This window comes from Leptospira stimsonii, from assembly GCF_003545885.1.
Classification (GTDB): Bacteria; Spirochaetota; Leptospiria; order Leptospirales; family Leptospiraceae; genus Leptospira; species Leptospira stimsonii.
Genome location: NZ_QHCT01000004.1, coordinates 21,217 through 44,329, shown reverse-complemented (window position 1 = coordinate 44,329; position 23,113 = coordinate 21,217). Strand labels below are relative to the sequence as shown.

Genomic DNA, 23,113 nt, shown 5'->3' with positions numbered 1-23,113 from the left:
GAAAAAGTTTCGATCAATATCTATAATTCTCCGGTTTGAAAGGTCCGTTGACCGGAACTCCCAAATAGTCGGCTTGTTTCTGATTCAATTTTGTTAAACGAACTCCCAATTGTTCTAGGTGAAGAGCCGCAACTTTTTCATCCAGATGTTTTGGAAGAGTATAAACTCCCAGTTCATACTTCGTGTTATAGAGTTCGATCTGAGCCAATACTTGGTTCGTGAAAGAACAAGACATTACGAAAGAAGGGTGACCGGTTGCGCAACCCAAGTTTACAAGACGTCCTTCCGCAAGAACGATAATCGATTTACCGTCTGCAAAAGTATATTTGTCCACCTGCGGTTTGATTTCTTTTTTGGTTACGCCTTTTTCTCCGTTCAATCTGGACATTTGGATTTCGGTGTCGAAGTGTCCGATGTTACAAAGAATCGCTCCGTCTTTCATCGCTTTCATGTGTTCGAGAGTGATGATATCGTCGTTACCGGTTGCGGTTACTACGATGTCCACTTGTTCGATGATGTCTTCCACACGAAGAACTTGATATCCTTCCATAGAAGCTTGAAGAGCGCAGATAGGATCGATTTCGGTTACGATGACTCGCGCTCCGAAGTTGCGAAGCGAAGCCGCAGAACCTTTTCCAACGTCCCCAAAACCGCAAACAAGAGCGATCTTTCCAGCGAGCATAACGTCAGTCGCTCTTTTGATTCCGTCCGCGAGAGATTCACGGCATCCGTAGAGGTTGTCGAATTTCGATTTTGTAACGGAGTCATTTACGTTGAACGCAGGAACTTTCAATTCTCCTTTTTTGAGGAGTTTGTAGAGACTTTTGACGCCCGTAGTTGTTTCTTCGGAAATCCCGCGGATTTCGCTTAACAATTGAGGATATTTTTCATGAACGTAGGCGGTTAAGTCCCCACCGTCGTCCAAAATCATATTCGGTCCTTTGTCTCCGAAGAAGATGGTCTGTTCGATACACCACCAGTATTCTTCTTCACTTTCGCCTTTCCATGCAAATACGGGAACTCCCGCTTTTGCAACGGCCGCCGCCGCGTGATCCTGAGTTGAAAAGATATTACAAGAAGACCATCTCACTTCCGCTCCGAGTTCGATAAGAGTCTCGATCAGAACTGCAGTTTGAATCGTCATGTGGAGAGAACCTGCGATTCTTGCTCCGGCCAAAGGTTTTTTACCTTTGTATTCTTGTCTCAATGCCATAAGACCAGGCATTTCTTTTTCTGCCAGGATGATTTCCTGTCTTCCCCAGTCTGCGAGAGAGAGGTCTTTTACTTTATAGCTTAAACCCTTTTCCTGTGTAATTGCGGACATTTTAGTCCTCCTTTTTCGTTGCTTGAATGATTAATATTTTGAAAACGTTTCCAGTTTCGAATTCTTCATGTGCTCTTACGGTAAAGCCTGAGAACTCAAGCCAGTCTTGAAGAAGAGAATAATCAAAGCCTAACCAGAGGTCGGAGAAATTATCTCTCATAAACTCTTGGTTGTGTTTTTTAAGATCGACCAAACAGAAGGTTCCGCCCGGCTTTAGTATTTTATAAATTTCGCGTATAACTCCCGGAGGATTGGAAAGATGGTGAAGGACCATCGACGCCACTACGGCATCGGCTTGTTTGGTCGCCGAAGAAGCCACATTCTCCAGAGGGGAATGAATCAAAGATACGTGAGAATTTCCAGCAAACGCAACCTGCGCCTCTTCCACCATCTTAGGTGAAGAATCTACTCCGATCACTTGGTCCGATTTTGTGAGAAGATAGGGAATCAATCCTCCAGGGCCACATCCCAAATCGTAGATGACGGAGGAAGAATTCGGAAGATAAGAAAGAATTTTCTTACGATAGAGTGCGGGATCTAAGACGTCTTTTTGGATCGATTCCCAATCCTGAGCTACATTATTAAAATAGAATGTGTTTTTCTGATCTCTTCTGGAAAGAATCTCGGAGATCTGAATTTGATCTTCTTCTCGGAAAGGAAGTTCTTCTTTGTAAGTAAGAAGGAGATCGGTGATTTCCGAGGAAAAATCGGGAGTCTTTTTCTCTTCCGGAATTCTATAATAAACCCAGGAACCTTCTCTTTCTGGGATGAGGAAGCCTGCATCAGTAAGGATTTTGAGATGCCTGGAAACTCTGGACTGGCCCATTCTTAAAACTTCCGTGATTTCTTGGACGTTCAAGGGAGAGAGCGAGAGGATGTGAAGAATTCGCACTCTTGTCTCATCCGAGAGCGCTTTTAGGGCTGAGAGAATCTGTCTCGGGCGAGTTCCTGAATAGGCTTTGGCTTCCAAAAGCTCCATTAGGTCAGAGATATCAAGATATCTTGATATCTGCAAGCCTTTTTTTGAGGTGGAAAAGAAAATTTGGGACTGAAATCGGCTTTGGGGAAGGAGGATTTTTCTGAGGAGGGTGATTTTTGTAAGAGCTCCACCGAGTTCTTCGCGGGGGATTTCTCTACTACATTCCCAGTCCTCCAAAATAGAAAAAAGGAGGCACCGTGAAACACCGAGTCCTTGGGCAAGGAGACCGAATTCGATCCAATCTTTCTCATCCGGACGAAAATTCATTCTCTTAAGTTTTTGTCCCTTATTCTGGTAACTTATCGCTGGAAAGTTCTTTCCCAAAAACTTCTTCTTTAGAGCCGCATTTTGATATTTTTTTAGAAGCGTGCTCAATTCACGATTTAGCTGGTTCGACTTAAGCTTTCTGATTCGAATGATTCTTTCCGGAACGAGGAGTGTCACGGGCGATCCCTTTTTCTTGAGAGAGATTTCTCTTTTAGAACTATTTTCTTCTTTTGATCCCATACCAAGGACGGTTCCAGGATGAGAATCTCCGAACGCAAAAATGAGGGTTTTTTATCGTTTTTTGGGATTTTTTTCTGGGTAAGAGTTCCTACTCTTTTTCCTTCCCTTGCCCTTTTATTTTGTAATACCTCCTACAAATTCTCCGTAACAAATAGATACGACCAGTCACTTTAAATATACTTCCCTATGAGAATCAAAGCAAAAGAAGCAGATGCCAAGAGGTTGAAAATCCTAGAAACCGGGATCCATCTCCTTCGAAAGAGGAGTCCTGAGGAAGTCGGAATTCAGGAAATCGCGAACAGTTCTGGGATTCCTAAAGGATCCTTCTACAATTATTTCTTCTCCAAGGATCAGTTTCTCATAGAGTCACTCGAATTCTATACTCAGAAGGCCATTTCCTGGAATAAAGACGTCTTAGGAGCCTCGGGAGGAAACCAATCTTCGCTTTTCTTTCTTTACGAAAAGGAAGCGAGAGTTAGAAAAAAACTCCTCTCGGAAGGAATTTCCTGTTTTATCAATGTTCTGTCCCAATATTCCTCTTCTTCAAGATTCGAACTTTGAGAAAAATTAAGAACCTCCGTGGAAGACATCGCTCGAGGAATTCTCGAAGCACTTCCGTTTCCAGAATCCGAGGATCTCCTACAAAAAATCCACTACCTCGGCTCCTCCTGGAGAGGAGCTCTTCTTCTTACGAAGGCCACCGGAGATGAAATCCATCTCGATCATTTTTTAACTTATTTTCCAAAAACCCTTCTTTTAGGAGATTCGAATGAAGGCGGAAACTCTCTCTCCCATTCGTAAGAATCCTAAAACACAAATTGAGATCCGTTGGGACGAACTGGACCCAAACCAGCACGTTAATAACAAAAATTTTCAGGGTTATCTGGATGAAACTCGCATGAGAGCCATGCGAAACTGGGGATTTTCGATGGAGAATCTCCGAGCGCAATGTTTTGGCCCGATCATTCTTTCCGTTCGTATGGATATCAAACGGGAAATCTCTTATCCGGAGAATGTTCTCATCGAATCGGATCTTTTTCTCAAATCTCCTACCCGTACCTTCTTTGAACAAAGAATCATAACTCTTAGCAACCAGTCTCTTTCTTGCAAAGCGAGCACGGATTGGGTGATCCTAAATCTCAATTCCAAGAGACCTTCTTCGTTTTTGGAAGCGTTCGGTCTGAACGAAGCCGCACGTTCTGGACCTTTGTAGATTTGAAGAACCGTTTCCAAAATCTTCATGAAGGGGAAAAGAACCTCTTTAAGGAAATTCGAATGTTTTTTTGTGTGAGCTCCTACAAATTAAAGTTTTTCCAGCTTTCAAGTGATTCCGAATCGTTCTCCCCACTCGAAAGGATGTGTGAGCTCCTACGTCCTTAAAAATTTCAACCCCCCCTTCCAACCTGCTTTAGAATTTTCTAAAGTTTCGAAATGGAATCTCCTTTTTCTGAAGTTTTTTGGATTTCCTTTCGAATTTCTTTGATTTCTCTTATTTCTTTCTTATTCTCTTTTGGATTTTCCTTTTCGAATGCGATAGCGATTGTAGCGGAAATTCCTTCCTTCAGAAGGAATTGGAGCGAAAAGCGCGGTCGCGAGCCTTTTTTTAAAAGTTTTTTTTGCGAGCGAATCGCCCAAAGATCTCGTTCAATTCAATTTTTATGTTTTAGATCCGAGTCTTGGCTCACATTTTTCGCTCTTTTTCTTTTCCTTTTGGATCTTAGAATCGTTTTTTTCATTCTTACGTTAGTTCGCTTTTCAAACCCGATGGGCTTTCCCCTTTTCGAATTGGAAGGTTTCCTCTTTTCTAAAATCTTTCTTTCCAATCAAATTCCATTCTCCTAAATCAGTATTTACTGAATTGGAGGATTTTTTTGAAATCTACATTGGCCCTTCTTCTGCTTCCCTTTCTTTTTTTCTCCCTCTCCGCTTGCGCGCAATTGCAGACGCTCAAGGGGAAGATCAAAACTCCTGAGATCTCTTTTGAAAGAGTGGAGATTGCGGAAATCACTCTCGAGGATATTAAACTTCTCATTCAAACTGAAGTGAATAATCCTTATCCGATTTCCCTTCCCGCTTCCAGTCTCGACTTGGACGTGAAAATCGAAGGAACGCAGTTCAGCAAGGTGAATCTGAGTTTAGAAGCGATCTCCGGTTCCTCGAAAAAACAACTTCCGATCGAAGTGAAGCTCAAGTATTCCGATCTCGCCGCTCTCTATAAAAAAGTCCCCGGTAAAAAAGAACTCTTGATTCGTATCGAAGGAGAAGCAGGACTTCCTCTTCCTGAAAAATACAGGGTCATCGCCGGCACAGAATCGCTCAAATTCCCGTTTCAAGACGAAAGATTGATACCTGCGGTTCTTCCCAATATTGAAATCCGTAACTTCAAAATTCTCAAACCGGACGTGGCAAAGATCACCGAATCTGCTAACAGCGAAGAGATCGCAAAGAAGGCGGTTTCCTTTTTGGATGCTCTCCTTTCTCCTAAGAATAGAAAGTCTCCCGGTTCCGCAATCAATGCCGGCCTGGAAGCTCTCGATATCTCCATCGATACGGAATTTGATCTGGTTCTAAACAACAAAGCCGCTTCCGATTTGAAGTTTCAAGATCTCAACTTCGAACTCTTTCTTGAAAATGATAAATTTTTAACGGGTTCTCCAGTGAATATCGTGAACAACGGTAAAGAATCGATTCTTACCATTAAGACAAGCTTTCCTCTGAAGTCCGTCTCCAACTCGATTGCGAATGCGGTTACAAAACGAAGTTCTTCCTTTCGTCTTTCTGGCAAAGCGTCAGTCGTTTGTCCGGGTGTTTCAACGGATCCGATCGGTTTTGGTTTCTTAAAGGAAGGTAACTTTCGTTGGTAAGTATTGAATTACATCGGATGTATTTCTTTTCTAACAAATCCATCCGAGATTTTCTTTCTTCTTTCGGAAAAATGTTTTCAAGTTAACCATATTGTGATAAGAATAGTCCCTGAGTTTGGAGAGCACCAACTCTCCAGATTATGTTTAAATGAGCGTAAAAAGATATGGAAATCTACGAAAAAGAAAAACGGAAACTACTTTCAGCATCAACACCGGAGCAGTACATCGAGTTATCGATTAAGTCAAAGCTTACCGGTCCAAAAAAATCTAGTATCACTTCGGAATGGCTTACGTCAACCGGGTATACGATCGATGATATCAAGTATGCGAGGAACCGACATCCCTTCTGGAGAAAGAAGAGGAACCAAGGTTCTTACGAACGCAACAGCAAACGACTTGAACAACACAATTATTACCGAACGGATCAGAAGATTGTTTGGGATAAGGATAAGCTCGCGAAGTTCTTCGACCTCAACTTGAAAGGTATGACTGATCATGAGTTGGCGAGAAGCTTTAAGACTTCCATCCCGGCAGTGAATCACATCCGTCGCAAGTTTCGCTTTGCAAGCCAACTCTTGGAACTAGACAAACAAAAACCTGCAAAAGCGGGAATCCTGAAACTCTGCGCACACAGTGAATCCGTCTTAAAGAGATTGATTCGGGAGAAGGAAGGGAAATAAGCTTCTTTCGGAGACTTATTTTGCATGAATCCTTTCGTTTCTCGATCGAAACTTCTTTCGAAATCGCTGTTTTGCCTAACCTTCTTTCTTATTTCTTCTTGTTCTTCCGAACAGGAGAAAACGGAGGAGACGATTTCTTTTCGAGAATCGAATCGTAGTCCTTTTCAAGAAGGGAATTCTCTTTTCAAAAAAGGGGATTTTATTTCTGCGATCGAGTTTTATTCGAGAGAATTGGATGCAAATCCGGACAATCCCTCTTCTCTGAACAATCGTGGACTCGCGAAGAGCAAGTCCGGAGACGAAGAAGGGGCCATTTCTGATTATAGTCAGGCGATCGAAAGAAAACAGGATTATGCCGTCGCATACAACAACCGGGGATTTGCAAAAATCGAAATCTCCGATTACCAAGGTGCGATAGAAGATTTTACTTCGGCAATTCGTTTCAGACCGAAATATTCCAACGCGTTCAACAATCGCGCCGTTGCCAAATGGGCGGTGAAGGAAAAGAAGAATGCGTGTGAAGATTGGAAACAAGCCGAAGATTTAGGTCATCGAGAAGCGTCGAAATCGTTCGACAAATTCTGCAATTGAACCCTCCGGGAATCGCTTGCCGGGGAAAGAGGCTTTAAAAGACTAACCGAAGACTCTTTTCCCGGATTCCGGAATGCAAACAAAACTATTTATTTCCAAAAACGTAAAAACCTCTCTCTCTATGTTAGGGATTCTTTCCCTTTTGATCCCGACCCTTTTGACGGCTTCACCCGTAGATGATTTTCTCAATCCACCGAAAAAAAGAAAAACTTCGTCTTCTTCCCCGAAGTTGGAACCGGAACGTTCGCCTGGAGAACGGCAATCTCCCACTTCGGATGATTCTCCCGAAATCGTTTCCAAAAAGAATCCGAAAGAAAAGTCGGAAGCGGCCAATGTAAACGCGGTTGCTTCGAAAACGGAAGAAAAAAATCTCCCCAAGAAATCCAGAAATTCTAAAATCCAAGACAAAAAAGAGACGAAGAATTCAGATTCATCCAAAACGAAAAAGAAGAAATACGAAGACGCTCTTCCAACGGTTAAGGATGATACCCCTTCCAGTCCGAGTTATTCCATTCAAGGAATCGATTCGGCTTCCGGCGGCGGAGTTCCCGTTCTCTGTTATCATCATTTGGCCCCGGAAGGTGGTCCTATGGGCGGTTACAATCTTCACCCGAAACTTCTCGAAGAACAGTTTAAGTTTCTCAAAGCCGCAGGTTATAAACCGATTCGTTTGGATCAATTCTATGAATACATTTCCGGTAAAAAACCCTCGGATTTTCCGGAGAAACCGATTCTTCTTACGTTTGACGACGGATCCAAAACGCACTTGGAACAATTGGTCCCTCTTCTGAAAAAATACGGTTTTGTCGCTTCGATCTTTATCTACCCTACGATCATTTCTTCTGGTAAGAAGTACTACATGACCTGGGATCAACTGAAGACCGCACTGGATAGTGGAGTTCTGGATCTGGGTTCTCATACCTTATATCATCCGAAACTTCCTACGATGAGTCGTACTTTGATCCGGAAACAATTGCTCGAATCCAAACAAATCCTGGAAGCTAAAACCGGAAGAAAGGTCGTGGATCTCGCCTATCCTTTCGGTCTTTTTGATCCCCGCGTGATCGAAGAAGCAAAGGCCATTGGGTACCGAATGGCGTTTACGGTAAATCCTGGGAAGAATGTTCCTGGGACACCGGTTTATAACGTGCATAGATCCTTGGTTCCTTGGGGTCAGTCTCAATCCGCGTTCAATGCGATTCTTACGATGGCACCGCCTCCGAAAATTTCGATTTCGATTGCGGACGGTTCTTGGGTAAAAACGGGTCAAGAGTTTAAGATTCATCTTGAGGGAGTTCAAACCGAATCGGTGAGTATTAAGATCAAAAGTAAGGATGTAATCGCGGAAAACAAGGCTCCGGATTACACGGTGAGAATTCCGGACTTTGCAAAAAAATCCACATTTCTTCCTTTGATGATCCATGCAAAGACCAAGGAAGGAAAACAGATTCAATACCAATATCTTTTTATCAATCAAAAAGAATTCAAGAAACATCCGGACGGGGCATTCTAAAACCGACTTGAGTCTTATCCATGATCTCTGAAAACTTGAGTCTATGAGTTTCAGAGATCATTTTTCCTCTCATTCTTCTTCTTATTCCGAATTCAGACCCTGTTATCCAAGAGAACTCTTCGCCTATCTAAAAAGTCTCGTTCCGAACGGAAACGTCGTCTGGGACTGTGGAACCGGAAACGGGCAAGCCGCGGTTTCGCTCGCGGAATTTTTCGACAAAGTGATCGCGACCGATCCGAGCGAAAATCAAATTGCAAACGCAGAATCTCATCCTCGCGTCGAATACCGCGTCGCAAAGGCAGAGGAATCTACATTAGAAAATTCTGAAGTAGATTTGATCACCGTAGCGCAGGCATTTCACTGGTTTGATTTCGAACCCTTTTATAAGGAGGTCCTCCGCGTCGGGAAGAAAAACGGAATTCTCGCGATTTGGGGATACGGTCTACATCGAATCATTCCTGAAATCGATTCTCTCATCGATCGTCTCTACGGCGAAATCGTGGGTTCCTATTGGCCCCCGGAAAGAAGATACGTGGAAGAAGAATATAAAACGATCTCTTTCCCTTTCGAAAAAATCACACCCCCTTTCTTTAGTATGAAAGAAGAATGGACCGTGGACCAAGTCCTCGGTTATCTAAGAACCTGGTCCAGTGTTCAGAAGTATATTCAAAAAAATGAAAGTGATCCCGTGCTTCTCATCGAAGAAAATCTACGATCCGCTTGGGGAGACGAAAAAACGAGAATGGTGGAATGGCCCCTTTTCTTTCGAATCGGGAGACTTCCATCTTGATTCCTTCCAAAAAGGAAGCCTTTCGTTTTTGGTTTCAACTCGGTTGGTTGAGTTTCGGGGGACCCGCGGGTCAGATCAGCCTAATGCACAAAACCCTCGTCGAAGAAAAAAAATGGATTTCGGAGGAGAAATTTTCCCACGCCCTGAGTTATTGTATGCTTCTTCCCGGACCGGAAGCGCAACAACTCGCGACCTACTTGGGTTGGATCCTTCACGGAATTCGCGGAGGGATTCTGGCGGGTCTCTTTTTTATACTTCCTTCCTTTTTTCTATTTTGTGGAATCGGTATATTCTATTTTTATTATGGACAAGTTCCCTATGCGATTTCCTTTTTGAACGGAGTCAAACCGGCGGTTCTTGCGATCATCCTCCTCGCTTTTTCGAATCTGGCGAAAAAAAGGATTCAGTCCAACGGACAAAAATTTTGTTTCCTCCTTACGTTTCTAGGAATGTTGTTTTTTTCGATTCCCTATCCGTATCTTCTTTTATCTTCGCTTTCCTTAGGGATCCTTTCCTTTTTTACATCCAAGAAGAATTCCGAATCTTTTTCAAATTCGTCGGCATCAATCGGAACGAGCTCCGGAAGCATCGATTTGCAAACGAAGTTGGATCAAAAGAGAGAGGATTCCACTCTCATTCTTAAACAAATCAGCAAAGTCGGAAGTATCGGATTGATTCTTTGGGTTCTTCCGATCCTCGGAATTTTACTTTTTCATACGTCCGGATTTCGATTTTGGGAAGAATTGATTTTGTTTTTTACAAAGACGGCGCTTCTTACCTTCGGAGGAGCATACGCGATTCTTCCCACCGTTGCCGATTTTGCGGTCGCTAAATTCTCCTGGATTTCCAACAAAGAGATGTTAGACGGTCTTTCTTTTGGAGAGAGCACTCCGGGCCCCCTTGTGATGGTTTTGACGTTTATCGGTTTTTTGGCGGGTGCTCATCATTATGGGAACACGATCGCGGGTCTGTTCGGATTATTTATTACGGCATATTATACGTTTTTGCCTTCGTTTGTTTTTATTTTGGGCGGCGCCGGAATCGTGGAAAAAACAAAGGAATCGCAACTTTTAAAACACACCTTGAATTACGTGACTGCCTGCGTTTGTGCAGTGATTCTTTATTTGGGAATCTATTTTGCGAAATCGATTCTTTTCCAGGAAGGAACAGCGGAATTCGACTTTCGAAACGTCACCGATCATATTCTCTGGCTCCCGCTTCTTTGGACGATCGTAAGTCTTGTCTTTTTAAAATTAAAAAAGGAATATTCTATTTTTTTGATATTCTTCAGCGGCCTTTTTTTTCTGGCCGCTGATACGATTTTCTATTTGTGAGTTCTTGTATAAACTCCGTCCCAGGTTTTTTCCGGAGGATTCAGTTTATAATCTTCGCAACGTTCGATCAGATTGATGGCGGCTTTGTCCTTTGCTCCCCTTGTAATCTGAGAACTTTCTAAAAATTCTTGTGCAAGAGACCATTCTCTGTTCAAATACGCCTCGAACCCTTTTGCAAATTCCAGTGCCGACGCTTCGATTCTTTCCGAAATCTTGTCGTGTCTTCCCACTAATTCGTATAGTTTTACCGGTTCGTTCTTTCCTTTGACTCGAACCACATCTAAGAGTCTTGTGAAAAATTCATCCTTGATTTCGTGTTGAACGGATTCTCCGATGAGAATATTGACGCCGTAGTCTTTTCCCGCGGCCTCGAGTCTCGCGGCGAGATTTACAGTGTCTCCCATCATCGTATAAGCGGAAATGGAATCGGTTCCCATAAAACCGACTTTAGCGAGACCAGTGTTGAGTCCGATCCGAAAAGTCATCTCTTGCGCTTCTTGTATATAAGCCTTTCGCGCCTTCCACTCCTCGCGTAAAACGTCCAGTCTCTCCACCATTTCGACGGAAGCTCGAGCGGCTTTGAGACAATGATCTTCCACTTCCACCGGAGCATTGAATATGCCAACGATCGCATCCCCTATGTACTTATCCAAAACCCCCTCGTGTTTTTTAAGCACGATCGTCATCGCTGAAAGATATTCGTTTAACAATGATGCTAATTCGACAGAAGTTAATTTTTCGCTAATATTCGAAAATCCTGCTACATCGGAAAAAAATGCGGTGATCCTTTTTTCGCTTCCCCGTTTTAGTGCCGCAAGGTCCACCATTGCCTCGCTGACGACGACGGGATCGATCATCGTTCCCAGAATATTCTTAATTTTTTCCCTTTCTCTCAATCCGGAAACCATCGAATTGAGAGCGACCGTAAGAGTTCCCAGCTCGTCCTGCCCGCCCTGTTCGAATTGAACTTCCAGATTTCCGTGCCCCACTTCCTGAGCGTGAAAGATGATTCTTTTGATTTTCTGAACCACAAATCCGGAGATCAAGATTGCAAGAAGAATTGCGATCGCACAGATGAGCATTGCAGTCGCGATCGCGGAATTCCTGTTTTTCCGGATCATCTCCAAACCTTCGGTCCGATCCACGAGTGTTCTTGAAATTCCGGAGAGATTCGCGGAAAGAAGATTGGAACTCACTTCTTCCGAAGTCTCCGAAAGAAGCGGTTTCGAATCCAGGCTCCATAAAATTTCCTCGGCTTCTCCTCTTGAGTTTGCGATGATTCCGTCCGAGATTAGTTTTTTTAATTGAGGTGTCGGAGTTTCACTTTTACCGGAATAGATCCATTCCCGGATCGCGGCCCATCTTTCCTTTGTTAGGTTTTGTATCTTCGGATCTCTTAGATAATCCAAGTAGGCTCCGGAATTCTGACTGAATCGAAGGACGATCAAATCTTCCAAACCGGCATTCCTAATTTCGCCTAACGCATCGATCAAAAGATCCGTGTCGCTCTGAATCGGGAAAAACGTTTTTTCTTTCGGAGATTTTGTTTTGCCAGGTTTTATTTTCTGAGCGACGGCTTCTTGATTCTTCTTATCTTCCGAAAATTCGTTTCTGAATTTTTCAAACTCATTCTCCCTTTCTTGGATGAGTTTCGAATATTTAGAATAGAGGTCGTTGAAACTTTTATCCTTAAAAGGAGGAACCGGAGGTTTTTTCTCTTTGAGTTCGGATATTCTTTTTTTCAAGGGTCCTACAAGTTCAGCCACACGTTTTGCGATACTTGCGTCCTGTTGCAGATAACGTTTTGCAAAATCCGGAAGTTTGTTTCGGATCGTATTGGCTCTTTCCGTGGAACTTTGATTCCGAAAAATCGGAGAATACAAAGTCTGCAATTCCATCTTTCCAACGCTGTAAGCGTTTTCGTCGGATTCCATATCGAAATCCAACGAAAGAACTTTCGAGATCGAGTCTTTCAAATTCGCGTTGACGACTGGAAGAATTTCGTTTCCGTTGATCGGTCCGTCCGGTTTGAAAATTCTCGTGTCGAAAGACGGAGTCAGATTCTCCTTCCATTGATTGGAAAGAACGGGAAAGGTCTGAATTCTAAACTGAGACATGTTGAGCCCCAGTTCCTCAATTTTTCGATGTTGTTTCGGAAGCGCGAGTTCTAAAATGGAATGATCGAGTTGATTTCTCGCCTTTTCGATCCCGGTCTTTAAGAGTTCCATTTTTTGTTCTATGGGTAATTTTTCTTTTGCGGTCCCGCCTTCTTTTCCTCCGAGTTCGTCCCATTTTTGTTTTTGTTCATTGAGATCCGCTTCAAGGACAGCAACTTGTTGCGCCATATTGAGAAGTTTAGAATACATCGAGTCGGAAATTCCGAGACCGTTGGGATCTTTGAGAAGATATTTCGTATTCTTTTCCAGTTCGGCAATATCGTCTTTGGAAAGATAAACGGAATAGTATGTATCCTTTACGGAAGATTTTTTTTCTTTTCCAAGAACGCCGAAAAGTTTCGTCTTAAATCCGAAAAGACTGACTTGTTTTTCTTCTTGGGTGACGACCTTCGTTCTATATTTTCGAAGAGCCTGGCTTTGTCTTTTTACACGTTCCCGAAAGGATTCAACACGAATCAAACTGCTGGAAATATTTTCCAATTCCAAAACAAGACCGGAAATGTAATGCCTGGAAATCGCCGCTTCTTTTTCGTAACTCTGAGTGAGAATCTCAGTTTGCTGATTTACGTCGATCGTAGAAAGAATGAAGACCGTGAGCGCGATGAGTGCACCCGTAAAAAGGGCTAATTTCGCTCTAATACCTAAGTAAAGAATGTGAGTGAATTCGAGAACAAAGCCGAACCAGTTTTTGGCTTTTTGAAGAATGGATTGTTTCTCGAAGTCGTTCGGATTGATAGGCTCTTTATCCACGGCGCGTTATCCTTAATACAAGTATGATCTTCACCATTCTTCAAAGAACCGGCGCTTCGAGTCACGAAATAATCTTTCAGGAGAATGAATTTTATGGGCTCGGGAAATCGGAATTTCTTCTCCCTTCTTTTGGAAAAATGGGGAATCGTTTTATAAGTGGATCAGCCGATTTTGAAGGTCGAGATCGCCAAACGGGAATTTTATCCTCTTAGAAAAAAGAAATTGACTTCGTTTCAAATTCCTAATTACTCACTGCATTCTTTTCTTCACCTTACGCCGATTTTAGGGTATTCTCGAATGGAATACGTTGCAGATAAAATGACAAGTTTCATCGTGTAGAAATCGTTCGAAAAAAGTTTTTTGAGTGAATTTGTAGATTCTATCGTCTATCACTTGGAATCATTTCTATGAAAGATCCAATTCTAAAAATTCGAAACAAAATGAAAACGATCCTAGATTTAAAGTACGATTCGAAGTTTATTTTGAACTCGAAAATTCGTTTATTTTTATGTTGTTTCTTATTCTTATCCCAATCGCTTTTTGGAATTGAGCCGGCTTTTGTCATCCAGCCCGATTTTTCGAACAAAGGATCTCTTCTCAAATCCGTATTCTACGTCAGAGATCCGAACTATTCGTATCGTGCCGAAAACTTTTTCTCTGAACTCCAGAACATTCCCATTCAGGAAGTAAAAAATTCTACGCTCGGATTCGGTTATGATCCCGTTCCATATTGGCTCGTTTTCGAGATCGAAACAAAGGAAACCCTTTCGAAAGAATTCACTCTTGCGTTTCACTACCCTCATTTGGATCAGATCGATTTGTATTATCAAGGTCCGGACGGTTTGAAGGGAGAATTCAACACGGGTGATACGCTTCCTTTTTTGTCCAGGCCGATCGAGAACAGGATGTTTTTGTTTCCCCTCCCCGTGGAGAAAAAAGGGAAAACCAGGGTTGTCGTCCGAGTCTTAACGGAGGGCGCAGTCAGTCTTTCGATGACTTTGTATGAAAACAAGGCGAGAATTCGGGAAACAAAATACGACCTTGCTAAGGACGCGGCTTTTTTCGGCGCTCTCGCCGTGATGGCTTTCTTTAATCTTTTCTTATATCTGGGACTCAAGGAAAGATATTTATTATATTATTCTTTCCTAATTCTTTCGGTTCTTTTATATCAGATCATTTTACCGGGTTACGCTTTTGAATGGTTTTTTCAGAATCAACCCACTTTTATCAATCAACTTCATCTTGAATCGATTGTGTTGATGATGGTCTTTATGGCCTTGTTTCTTTCCTCCTTTTTGGAAACTAAAAAGAGTTCTACGATTTTAAACGTATTCCTAAAAATATCTCTTTGGGCCGCCTTGGTATTGGGTTTTTTGATTCCTCTTCTTCCGGGACGTTATCTGATTCCGTTCACCTCTTTGTTTCCTTTGCTTCAGATGACGGTGATCTTTTTGATTTCCTTCTTTATGGCGTTACGCGGAGACAGAAAGGCGATCATTTTTTTAACCGCTTGGTTCTTTACTCTTTCCGGAGGAATCATCTTTACGCTCAGTCGATTCGGTCTTTTTTTAAAGGAAGGACCGGCGATTCCTTTTTTACAGACCGGGATCATTCTAAGCGTTCTATTCTTATCTCTTGCTTTGTCCGAAAGGATTCGAACGATCCGAAAAGAAAAAGAAGAAATAGAAGAATACGCGGGGAAACTGGAAGAGCTTTCGTATATCGATCCTCTGACTCGAATTTTTAACAGAAGGTATTTCGACGAACAGATTCGATTGGCCTGGAGTCGTTCCGCCAGACATCATTCTCCGCTTTCTCTTTTGATGATCGACGTGGATTTTTTTAAACAATACAATGATACGTACGGACACGTTGAAGGAGATAGAGCTTTGATTTCCGTCGCTCGGGAGATTCGTGCAAGTCTCAGACGAGCCAATGATATGGTCAATCGTTATGGCGGAGAAGAATTTGCCGTGATCCTACCGGATACGCCGATCGAAGGCGCAGTCGTTGTCGCGTTGAATATTCTTGAAAAAGTAGAAGCTCTGAATATCGCTCACCTCAAAAGCCATTTTTCAAAGCTTACCGTTTCCATCGGAATTTCCTGCAATACCGAACCGACGATTCGATCGGTTCAAGATCTGATTGGAATCGCGGATAAAAATCTCTATGATGCCAAGGAATCCGGAAGGAATCATATCCAGCATTGAGATGGGAATTCTCGTTTTAATGGGAAGAATTTGGTTCGAGATTCGAGTCCCCTGTTTCGCTTTGTGTAGGAGCTATTACAAAAAAATGTAGCTCGGTGGAATAATTTATATCGTTTGTTATTTATAATTCGGCAATCCGAGAGTGCAAGTAAGAAGAATTTGTTTGTCATTCAAATTTTTTCTCGACTGAAAGGTAGGATCTCTTACAATTCTCCCCTGCTATGAAAACCAGTCAGATTCCCTCCATTCCATCCAAAACCTTATACAATGTCATGAATGCATCCGCAGAAAAATTCGCGGATTCAACGGCGCAATACTACAAACCGGACGGTAAGAATTACCAACCCAATAGTTTTAAGAATCTTTACGAAACCGTTCAACAAATCGGCTCCGGTTTGATTTCCTTGGGTCTCGAACCGGGAACTCCGATCGGACTGATCGCCGATTCGGGCGCTCGTTGGATTTGGTGTAGTATGGGAATCACGAACATAGGCTGTGTCGACGTTCCTCGAGGAACCGATTCCACCGAAGAAGATCTTCGTTATATTCTCAATCACGCGGAGTGTTCCATCGCATTTTTAGAAAATGAAACGGCTCTGAAAAAGATTCTCAATCAGAAGGAAGCGTATCCTCATCTCAAAAGAATCATTCTTTTCGACAAAAAAGGCGGAATCGCCGAAACGGGTCCTTTCGAAGTAATTTTGTTAAGCGACTTGATTGAAAAGGGAAAGGATTGGATCCAATCCAAAGGAAGAGACGAGTTCCACAAAAGAGGATCCGCTATCAAAGAATCGGATCTTGCGACGATCGTCTACACTTCCGGTACGACGGGCAAACCGAAGGGTGTGATGCTTACTCATAAGAACATCGTTTTTAACGTCGACAGCGCTCTGGAAGGAACGGATCTGAAAATCTATCCTTCCGATCGTAGTATGGCCTATCTTCCTCCGTGGCATATCGCCGAAAGATTGGTGGAAACCGTTTGTATCCGTGCCGGCGGTGCGGAGGCTTTCACTTCGATCTCTACTCTCAGTCAAGACCTGGCGGAAATCAAACCGACCCTTCTTCTTTCGGTTCCTCGAGTTTGGGAAAGTCTCTACAACAAAATTCATGATAAGGTTCGAACCTCTTCTCCCGCGCAACAGGCGTTATTCGGACTTTTCAAAGAAATCGCGATCACATACTACAAGCACATATCCAGATTGCAAGGTTTGGAATTTCATCTCACCGAACAATCCACCTTCGCTTCGCTTTGGCAAAAATTTATTTCTATGTGGGTGGTTCTGCTTCTCTGGTTGCCAAATCAGATAGCTCAACTCGCGTTTAACAAAATCAAAAGCGGCTTGGGCGGAGAATTGAGATTCGCACTTTCAGGTGCCGGTGCGCTTCCTCAATACATCGATCTTTTCTTTAACGCGATCGGAATTCCGATTTTGGAAGGTTATGGAATGACCGAGTTATCCGGAATTTCCACACGAAGAATTTTCGGTGAAATCTCAGTGGGAACCTTGGGTCGTTGTATTCCGGGAGTTCAGATCAAGTTGATGGACGAAAAAGGAAAGGAAATTACAAAACCCGGAGTCAAAGGGATCGCGTGGCACAAAGGTGATCACGTAATGAAAGGTTACTATAAAGAGCCGGAGAAAACGAAAGAAATCTTGAGTTCTGACGGATGGCTGAACTCGGGGGATCTTCTCGCATGGACCACCTCCGGAGAATTGAAATATTCAGGAAGAGCAAAGGATACGATCGTCCTTCTGGGAGGGGAGAATTTAGAACCGGAGCCGATCGAGTTTGCATTGGTTCGAAGCCAGTTCATTCACCAGGCTATGGTGGTAGGACACGACCAAAAGACGTTAGGCGCGTTGATAGTTCCGAACGAAGAGGCCTTGGAAAAATATCTGAAAGAACTTCGTTCTAAAATGTTAAGCGAAGTCAAAAATTTGAACGGAGATCAGGACGTTCTGAGCCTCTTTAAAAACGAGATCAAGTCCCTGATATCCAACGAGAACGGGTTTAAGAATTTCGAAAAGGTGTCGAGTTTTCGGATACTTGATAAGAAGTTCGAACCCGGAGACGAACTTACTCAAACGATGAAAATAAAACGAAACGTTGTCGCCGATAAGTACAAAAAAGAAATCGAAGAGATGTACAAGTAAAGGTAAACCTTTCCCTTTTCGACAATTGTAAGTCTTTTTAGAAAAGAGTAAAGTGTTTCGACTGGATAGCCCGCTTGATCCGAGGGACGGACCTGCGGGCCTTTTTGTTCTCAGAATTCGACAAAAATTTCGAGCTCCGTGTAACTCTTTTCCGGTAAAGAGCGAAGAACACGGAAGAATCTAGGAGCATCTTCTTGTCAGCATCCAATCAAACTATAAAGAGTCGAATTCTCATCTGCCTGCGAATCTTGGTCGCATTTATCTTTCTTCAAACGTTGTTTTTTAAATTTACGGGAGCGCCCGAGTCTGTGGCGATTTTTTCCAAGTTGAATGCCGAACCCTGGGGTAGAATCGGAACGGGAATTTTGGAGTTATTCGCCTCGATTCTACTTTTTGTTCCCGGCTTTGGTTGGTCAGGGGCGTTCCTCGGTGCGGGGCTTATGTTCGGCGCAATTCTTTCTCATATTTTCGTAATCGGAATCGAACAAGAAAACGACGGAGGTTTTTTATTCTTCCTCGCGCTGACAAGCTCAACGATTTGTCTTCTTCTTCTCTGGATGGAAAGAGAAAAGCTAACGGAGATTGTACGAAAACGGATACAAAAATAAGCTTTCCTATTCTTAAGCCCTCCCTAACCTTTCTCCAAATCAAGGAGGAATTTTCATGGGAGAAGAACAGGCAAAAATTCACGCGCTGAATAAGATCGTTTCCATCATAGATGAAAAGGCTTCCATCTATAAGAACGAAAGAAAGTCCATGCCGAACGCAAGGGCAATCGCGGAAAAGAAGTTGATCTTGGATTTGATCGACGACGGGATGAAATTGGCGAAAACGATTCAGCCCAAACCCGTCGATCTTATAAAAGATTTGGAAACTCTCAACAAACAGTTTATGAATTTATAATAGACAAATTTTAGAATGTTTGAAGTTGAAAGACTTTCCGACATTCTAAAATCGCATTTTTTGAAAGATAAGAATTCATTTTTTCGAACAGTTCTTTGAGCTCGTCTCCGTAACGAATCAAAAAAGAATCGTTTGTTAAGGCGAGTTCCAATTCGTTTGCCGCAGTCAATTCGCAAAGATCCGCCGTTTCCTTCTGTGTTAGAACCCTCGTTTCTTTCGTTTTCCAATTTCTATGTTCGATTGTTTCTCGTTTCCCGAATTGGGAATAAAAATATCCCCTGTCACAGGTCCCATAAAGGAAGACTAACGTCTCCGAATCCTCTCCAATGATTTCTACGATTTCCTTTCTGGCCTCCGTTCCGATCAAAGAATTTTGATAAGCGAAGGTCCCGTAAACCGAATGGTAGAGCCCGGCATTACAAAGGATTTCGGAAGAACCCCAGTCCGATAGAATTCGATAGGTGCCCAGGAGATGCGAGAAAAGATCTCCGTGTATGTGCTCGAATTTCTCCGCGCTCAATGTTCGGAGTCGATCCAAAAGAACATCGTCAGAACGATTCATTGGAAACTCATTTCTAATGGGGCGATTGAAATCACTTTGTCGCGTTCTGGCCGTAGTGAAAAAGAAAAATGGAGATCAGCGCGGAAAGAATCGAAAGATAATGAAATAGATTGATCTTCTCCGAAAAAACGATCACTCCCACAAAGATAGAGGTCGTGAGAATCGATAGGACGGCGTATAAAATGTAATACGAAGCTCCAAAACGGCTGTAGAGAAGATAAAATCCGACGAATGTAAAATACAATCCTACTCCGCTGATTACAAAGTAGATCCAATTTTGCGAAAGGTATTCTTTTAAAGTTTCGGGTTTGTAAAAGAAAATGGAGAAGGTCAATAGTATAAGACAGACGACGAGGGTCGGTATCAGAAAGAGAAACGGAGCGGAAATCGCGGTCGATTTTTTTTGACCGTATGCAAAGAACGCGTTACCGATCGCGGCGATCAATGCGAATAAAAATGGATAAAGCGTTGTGTTGAATTTCATTCTATGGAATCTCCAAAAGCTCTGTTTTTCCATAAATCTATCTTAGAATTTTAGAAGAAGCATAATTCTCCCTTTTACTCGAGGACTTGATGGAAGATCCATCTACTACAACAAATAAGGAATGACTTTGCAAACCGGTCTTTCTTAAAAGCAAGAAAAATCGCAAAGCTGTTTTACAAAGAATTTCGATATTTCGTTAAAAAGAGGTTATGCGCAGGCAAGAGCGCAACGAATTCCATCCATTGCGGCGGACACGATTCCACCTGCGTAACCCGCACCTTCTCCACAAGGAAATAAACCTTGAATTCTTATATGTTGTAAGGTTTCCGGATTTCTCGGAATACTCACGGGCGAAGAGGTTCTGGTTTCGGGCGCGTGTACGACTGCTTCGTTCGTAAGATAACCGCGCATAGATTTATCAAATTCTTTGAATGCGATTTGCAAGGATCGAAAGATAAAATCGGGAAGTACATTCTTTAATTCCACCGATTTGATTCCCGGTGTATAGGAAGTCTTCGGAAGATCAACCGAGAGTTTATCGTTTACAAAATCTGAAAGTCTTTGCGCGGGAGCGGTTTGACTTTTTCCACCCGCGATCCAGGCGCTGTGTTCGATCGATCTTTGGAATTCCATAGCGGCTAACGCGCCGTATTTTGCAAAGGTTTTGAAATCTTCCTGTTTTAATTCGACTACGATTCCGGAATTCGCGGAAGGTCTGGCTCTTTTGGAGGAAGACCACCCGTTCGTAACGATCTCCTCTGGTTTAGTCGCGCACGCGGCGACGACTCCGCCCGGACACATACAAAAAGAATAGACCCCTCTTCCGTTGACTTGTTTAACGATGCTGTAAGGAGAAGGAGGAAGATAAGGACTGCGGGTTTCGCAACTGTACTGAATCGAATCAATTAAGGATTGCTGATGTTCTACTCTTACCCCGACCGCGAGAAGTTTGAGTTCGATTTCGATTTTTTTACGGTCTAAAAGTTCGAAGATGTCTCTTGCGGAATGTCCCGTGGCAAGAATTACTTTTTTTGCATATATTCTTTCTCCGTTTTTCGTTTCCACTCCGGTGATCTGATTTCCGTTTAGCAAAAAGTCCGTTACCCTTTGGTTAAAATGAACTTCTCCACCCCTCTCAATGATCTTTTCACGGATATTTCGAACGATCTTCGGAAGTTTGTTCGTTCCGATATGAGGATGCGCCTCGATCAAAATGTCTCGACTTGCACCGAACCCGACGAGTAACTCCAGAATTTCACGGACGTTTCCTCTTTTTTTGGATCTTGTATAAAGTTTACCGTCAGAATAAGTTCCGGCTCCACCTTCACCAAAACAATAATTCGAATCTTCGTTTACGTTGTGATGAATATTCACTTCTCGAAGATCAAGAGGACGACTTTTTACGTCCTTTCCTCTTTCGAGAAGGATCGGTTTTTTGCCGGATAGGATCAACTGAAGGGAAGCGAAAAGTCCCGCAGGACCGGCGCCGATCACGATCACCTCTTCCGCGTTCGCTACGTTCGGATAATCAGGAAGAAGAATCGGTTTCTCCACGAAGTCCTCATGGATAAAAACCAAAACTTTGAGATTGACATAGATCGTTTTTTGTCTCGCGTCGATCGATCGATTTACGATTTCGATATGACGGATTTCTTTTGAATCGATTTTGAGAGTTTTAGAAACAAACGCCCGAAGTTCTTCTTCCCGCCCCGCTACTTCCGGAGCAACACGAAGTTGCAGTTCTTGTATCATATTCGGAATCAGACTTCTCTTTGCAAAGAGTTTGATTCCGACACATGCGAGTCAATCCTTTTCCAATTCGACAAAGGCGGAGATCTTAGTTCGATTCTTACTTTGTTTCGGAAGGTAAGGAAGGAAGAACAATCAGAAGCAGACAAGCGATCGCGTGTAGGAATCCAACAAAAGAACTCAAAGCCAAAAGTCCGTAGTTCAAAAAAGGCGCGATCAGTGCGGTGCCTCCGGCGGAAATCGAAATGATGGAAAGAAGAATCAAGGAAGATCCCCGGTTGTCATCTCCGTTCGACGCGATGATTCCTTTGAGAAAACCGTTCGGACCTCGAAGACCGAGTCCAAAATTCATGATCGGAAAGATCAGAAGAATGGTGATCGGATGATTCTCACCCAAAAAAGAAAAAAGGATCAGTAAAAGGGAAGATAAAAGACAAAGCCCGGTCCCGATCGAGATGAGATGTTCCGAATTTATTTTACGATTGAGATAAGAGGAAGAAAGAACGGCACCGATGATAAAGAAGACGACGCCGATCGTCTGCATCTGTGCAAACTTATGAATATCCGAGTTCATCGTTTTTACGATCACAACGGGAGCACCGAAAACAAAAACAAGAAGACCGCCCAAATTGAGCGCCTGGCTCAATGAATATCTTTGAAAAACGGGCGATAAAAGAAGATTACGATAAGAGCCCGGTTTGATCGGAGACAGAGGTTTCGCAGGACCGTTCAATCGAATCATTAAAAAAACAAGCGCGAGCAGAAATGCGAGAATCGATGTTACGAAAAATGAATATTTCCAAGTGCCGATACTCAGAAACCAAACGCCTACAACGGGAGCAAGGGCGGGAACAAGAGATTCAACGCTACCCAAAAGTCCTAGGGCTTTTGCCGCGCCTTTTTCGTCGAAAAGATCTTTGATGATTCCCGGAGCAAGGACAGCCGCCGCCGAGGAAGAAAGGCCTTGGAAGAATCTAAAGCCGATCAACAAATCTAAATTAGGCGAAAGAGTACAGAGAAAGGAAGTAAAAGAATAACACGCAAGCGAGAAAAGAAGAAGCGAGGAGGCACCGATACGAGAAGCGATGTTTCCGAAAAGTATCATCCCAAAGGCGGTTCCGGCGACAAAAGAAGCGATTACAAACTGGGAACGGGTCTGATCCCCTCCCAAAACTTCCGGAAGTTTCGGAATACTTGGAAGAACCAGATCGATCCCGGAAAGTCCGAGGACCGTTCCAAAACCGAGGAGGACGCAGATGAGAAGCGGATTCTTATTTTCTTTGAACATGGAAACATTTCCTATAGGTTGAAAGGAGAATGATTTCCAAGAATGAAAAACTCTCTGTAAAATCAATCAATTCGTTTTAGAAAATTCGCTTCAGATCTACAATATTATAAAATAGTTGTATTCGGCTCCGAAGCGGCGCTCACTTTCTTCGAATCATGGGTCCGAAGTTCGATACATGCGCGCTGAAGATGATTTATGCCTTATTCTTTATCCCAGCCTTCGGATGTTCTCGAAGACCGTTCTGCCACC

At 42.9% G+C, this 23,113-nt stretch carries 18 protein-coding genes and 2 pseudogenes; 12 read left to right on the top strand and 8 right to left on the bottom strand.

What is annotated here, in order from left to right:
- Positions 1-13 precede the first annotated feature (13 nt).
- The 3 genes and pseudogenes from ahcY to DLM75_RS24710 form a co-directional block, all read right to left on the bottom strand.
- The gene (ahcY, locus tag DLM75_RS14595; protein ID WP_118969250.1) at positions 14-1,324 is read right to left on the bottom strand and encodes an adenosylhomocysteinase; all 1,311 of its coding nucleotides are present in this window, start codon (positions 1,322-1,324) and stop codon (positions 14-16) included.
- A gap of 1 nt (position 1,325) precedes the next feature.
- Positions 1,326-2,303: an ArsR/SmtB family transcription factor gene (locus DLM75_RS14590; protein ID WP_118969600.1), complete on the bottom strand. Its 978-nt coding sequence runs from the start codon at positions 2,301-2,303 to the stop codon at positions 1,326-1,328.
- A 45-nt stretch (positions 2,304-2,348) separates the two neighbouring features.
- A pseudogene (locus tag DLM75_RS24710) lies at positions 2,349-2,810 on the bottom strand (DUF1564 family protein); the annotation flags it as partial.
- Positions 2,811-2,996: 186 nt separating this feature from the next.
- Here DLM75_RS24710 and DLM75_RS14580 point away from each other — a divergent pair.
- The 8 genes and pseudogenes from DLM75_RS14580 (at position 2,997) to chrA (ending at position 10,582) form a co-directional block, all read left to right on the top strand.
- Positions 2,997-3,611, top strand: a pseudogene (locus DLM75_RS14580) (TetR/AcrR family transcriptional regulator).
- Positions 3,580-4,023 carry an acyl-CoA thioesterase gene (locus DLM75_RS14575; RefSeq protein ID WP_118969249.1) on the top strand — a complete coding sequence of 148 codons (444 nt, stop codon included), beginning with the start codon at positions 3,580-3,582 and terminating at the stop codon, positions 4,021-4,023. The pseudogene DLM75_RS14580 and the gene DLM75_RS14575 overlap by 32 nt, the downstream one beginning before the upstream one ends.
- A 658-nt stretch (positions 4,024-4,681) precedes the next feature.
- The gene (locus tag DLM75_RS14565) at positions 4,682-5,674 is read left to right on the top strand and encodes an LEA type 2 family protein (RefSeq protein ID WP_241547941.1); all 993 of its coding nucleotides are present in this window, start codon (positions 4,682-4,684) and stop codon (positions 5,672-5,674) included.
- A gap of 164 nt (positions 5,675-5,838) precedes the next feature.
- The gene (locus tag DLM75_RS14560) at positions 5,839-6,354 is read left to right on the top strand and encodes an LB099 family protein (RefSeq protein ID WP_118969246.1); all 516 of its coding nucleotides are present in this window, start codon (positions 5,839-5,841) and stop codon (positions 6,352-6,354) included.
- Positions 6,355-6,378: 24 nt separating this feature from the next.
- A complete protein-coding gene (locus DLM75_RS14555; RefSeq protein WP_118969245.1) occupies positions 6,379-6,945 on the top strand; it encodes a tetratricopeptide repeat protein in 567 nt (188 codons plus the stop codon).
- A gap of 73 nt (positions 6,946-7,018) precedes the next feature.
- Entirely contained in the window at positions 7,019-8,458 is a 1,440-nt protein-coding gene (locus DLM75_RS14550; RefSeq protein ID WP_118969244.1) for a polysaccharide deacetylase family protein, read from the top strand.
- 43 nt (positions 8,459-8,501) lie between these two features.
- Positions 8,502-9,248, top strand: coding sequence for a class I SAM-dependent methyltransferase (locus DLM75_RS14545; RefSeq protein WP_118969243.1), 747 nt, complete (start codon positions 8,502-8,504; stop codon positions 9,246-9,248).
- The gene (chrA, locus tag DLM75_RS14540; protein WP_118969599.1) at positions 9,245-10,582 is read left to right on the top strand and encodes a chromate efflux transporter; all 1,338 of its coding nucleotides are present in this window, start codon (positions 9,245-9,247) and stop codon (positions 10,580-10,582) included. The genes DLM75_RS14545 and chrA overlap by 4 nt, the downstream gene beginning before the upstream one ends.
- Here chrA and DLM75_RS14535 read toward each other — a convergent pair.
- Complete coding sequence (locus tag DLM75_RS14535) at positions 10,573-13,464, bottom strand: adenylate/guanylate cyclase domain-containing protein (protein WP_429945483.1); 2,892 nt, start codon at positions 13,462-13,464, stop codon at positions 10,573-10,575. The genes chrA and DLM75_RS14535 overlap by 10 nt on opposite strands.
- A 452-nt stretch (positions 13,465-13,916) precedes the next feature.
- On the opposite strand from DLM75_RS14535, the gene DLM75_RS14525 reads away from it, so the two are divergent.
- The 4 genes from DLM75_RS14525 (at position 13,917) to DLM75_RS14510 (ending at position 18,781) form a co-directional block, all read left to right on the top strand.
- Positions 13,917-15,719 (top strand): diguanylate cyclase, encoded by a 1,803-nt coding sequence (locus DLM75_RS14525; protein WP_118969240.1) that lies wholly within the window; start codon positions 13,917-13,919, stop codon positions 15,717-15,719.
- Between the two features lie 221 nt (positions 15,720-15,940).
- Positions 15,941-17,878: a long-chain fatty acid--CoA ligase gene (locus DLM75_RS14520; RefSeq protein WP_118969239.1), complete on the top strand. Its 1,938-nt coding sequence runs from the start codon at positions 15,941-15,943 to the stop codon at positions 17,876-17,878.
- A gap of 194 nt (positions 17,879-18,072) precedes the next feature.
- Positions 18,073-18,486, top strand: a complete 414-nt coding sequence (locus tag DLM75_RS14515; protein WP_118969238.1) for a DoxX family protein — start codon at positions 18,073-18,075, stop codon at positions 18,484-18,486.
- A gap of 55 nt (positions 18,487-18,541) precedes the next feature.
- Positions 18,542-18,781 (top strand): hypothetical protein, encoded by a 240-nt coding sequence (locus DLM75_RS14510; protein ID WP_118969237.1) that lies wholly within the window; start codon positions 18,542-18,544, stop codon positions 18,779-18,781.
- 10 nt (positions 18,782-18,791) lie between these two features.
- Here DLM75_RS14510 and DLM75_RS14505 read toward each other — a convergent pair whose 3' ends face one another.
- The 4 genes from DLM75_RS14505 to DLM75_RS14490 form a co-directional block, all read right to left on the bottom strand.
- The gene (locus tag DLM75_RS14505; RefSeq protein ID WP_118969236.1) at positions 18,792-19,343 is read right to left on the bottom strand and encodes a DUF6817 domain-containing protein; all 552 of its coding nucleotides are present in this window, start codon (positions 19,341-19,343) and stop codon (positions 18,792-18,794) included.
- 31 nt (positions 19,344-19,374) lie between these two features.
- Complete coding sequence (locus tag DLM75_RS14500; RefSeq protein ID WP_118969235.1) at positions 19,375-19,827, bottom strand: transporter; 453 nt, start codon at positions 19,825-19,827, stop codon at positions 19,375-19,377.
- A 207-nt stretch (positions 19,828-20,034) separates the two neighbouring features.
- Entirely contained in the window at positions 20,035-21,579 is a 1,545-nt protein-coding gene (locus DLM75_RS14495; protein WP_118969234.1) for an NAD(P)/FAD-dependent oxidoreductase, read from the bottom strand.
- 97 nt (positions 21,580-21,676) lie between these two features.
- Positions 21,677-22,864, bottom strand: coding sequence for an MFS transporter (locus DLM75_RS14490; RefSeq protein ID WP_118969233.1), 1,188 nt, complete (start codon positions 22,862-22,864; stop codon positions 21,677-21,679).
- Positions 22,865-23,113: the final 249 nt, after the last annotated feature.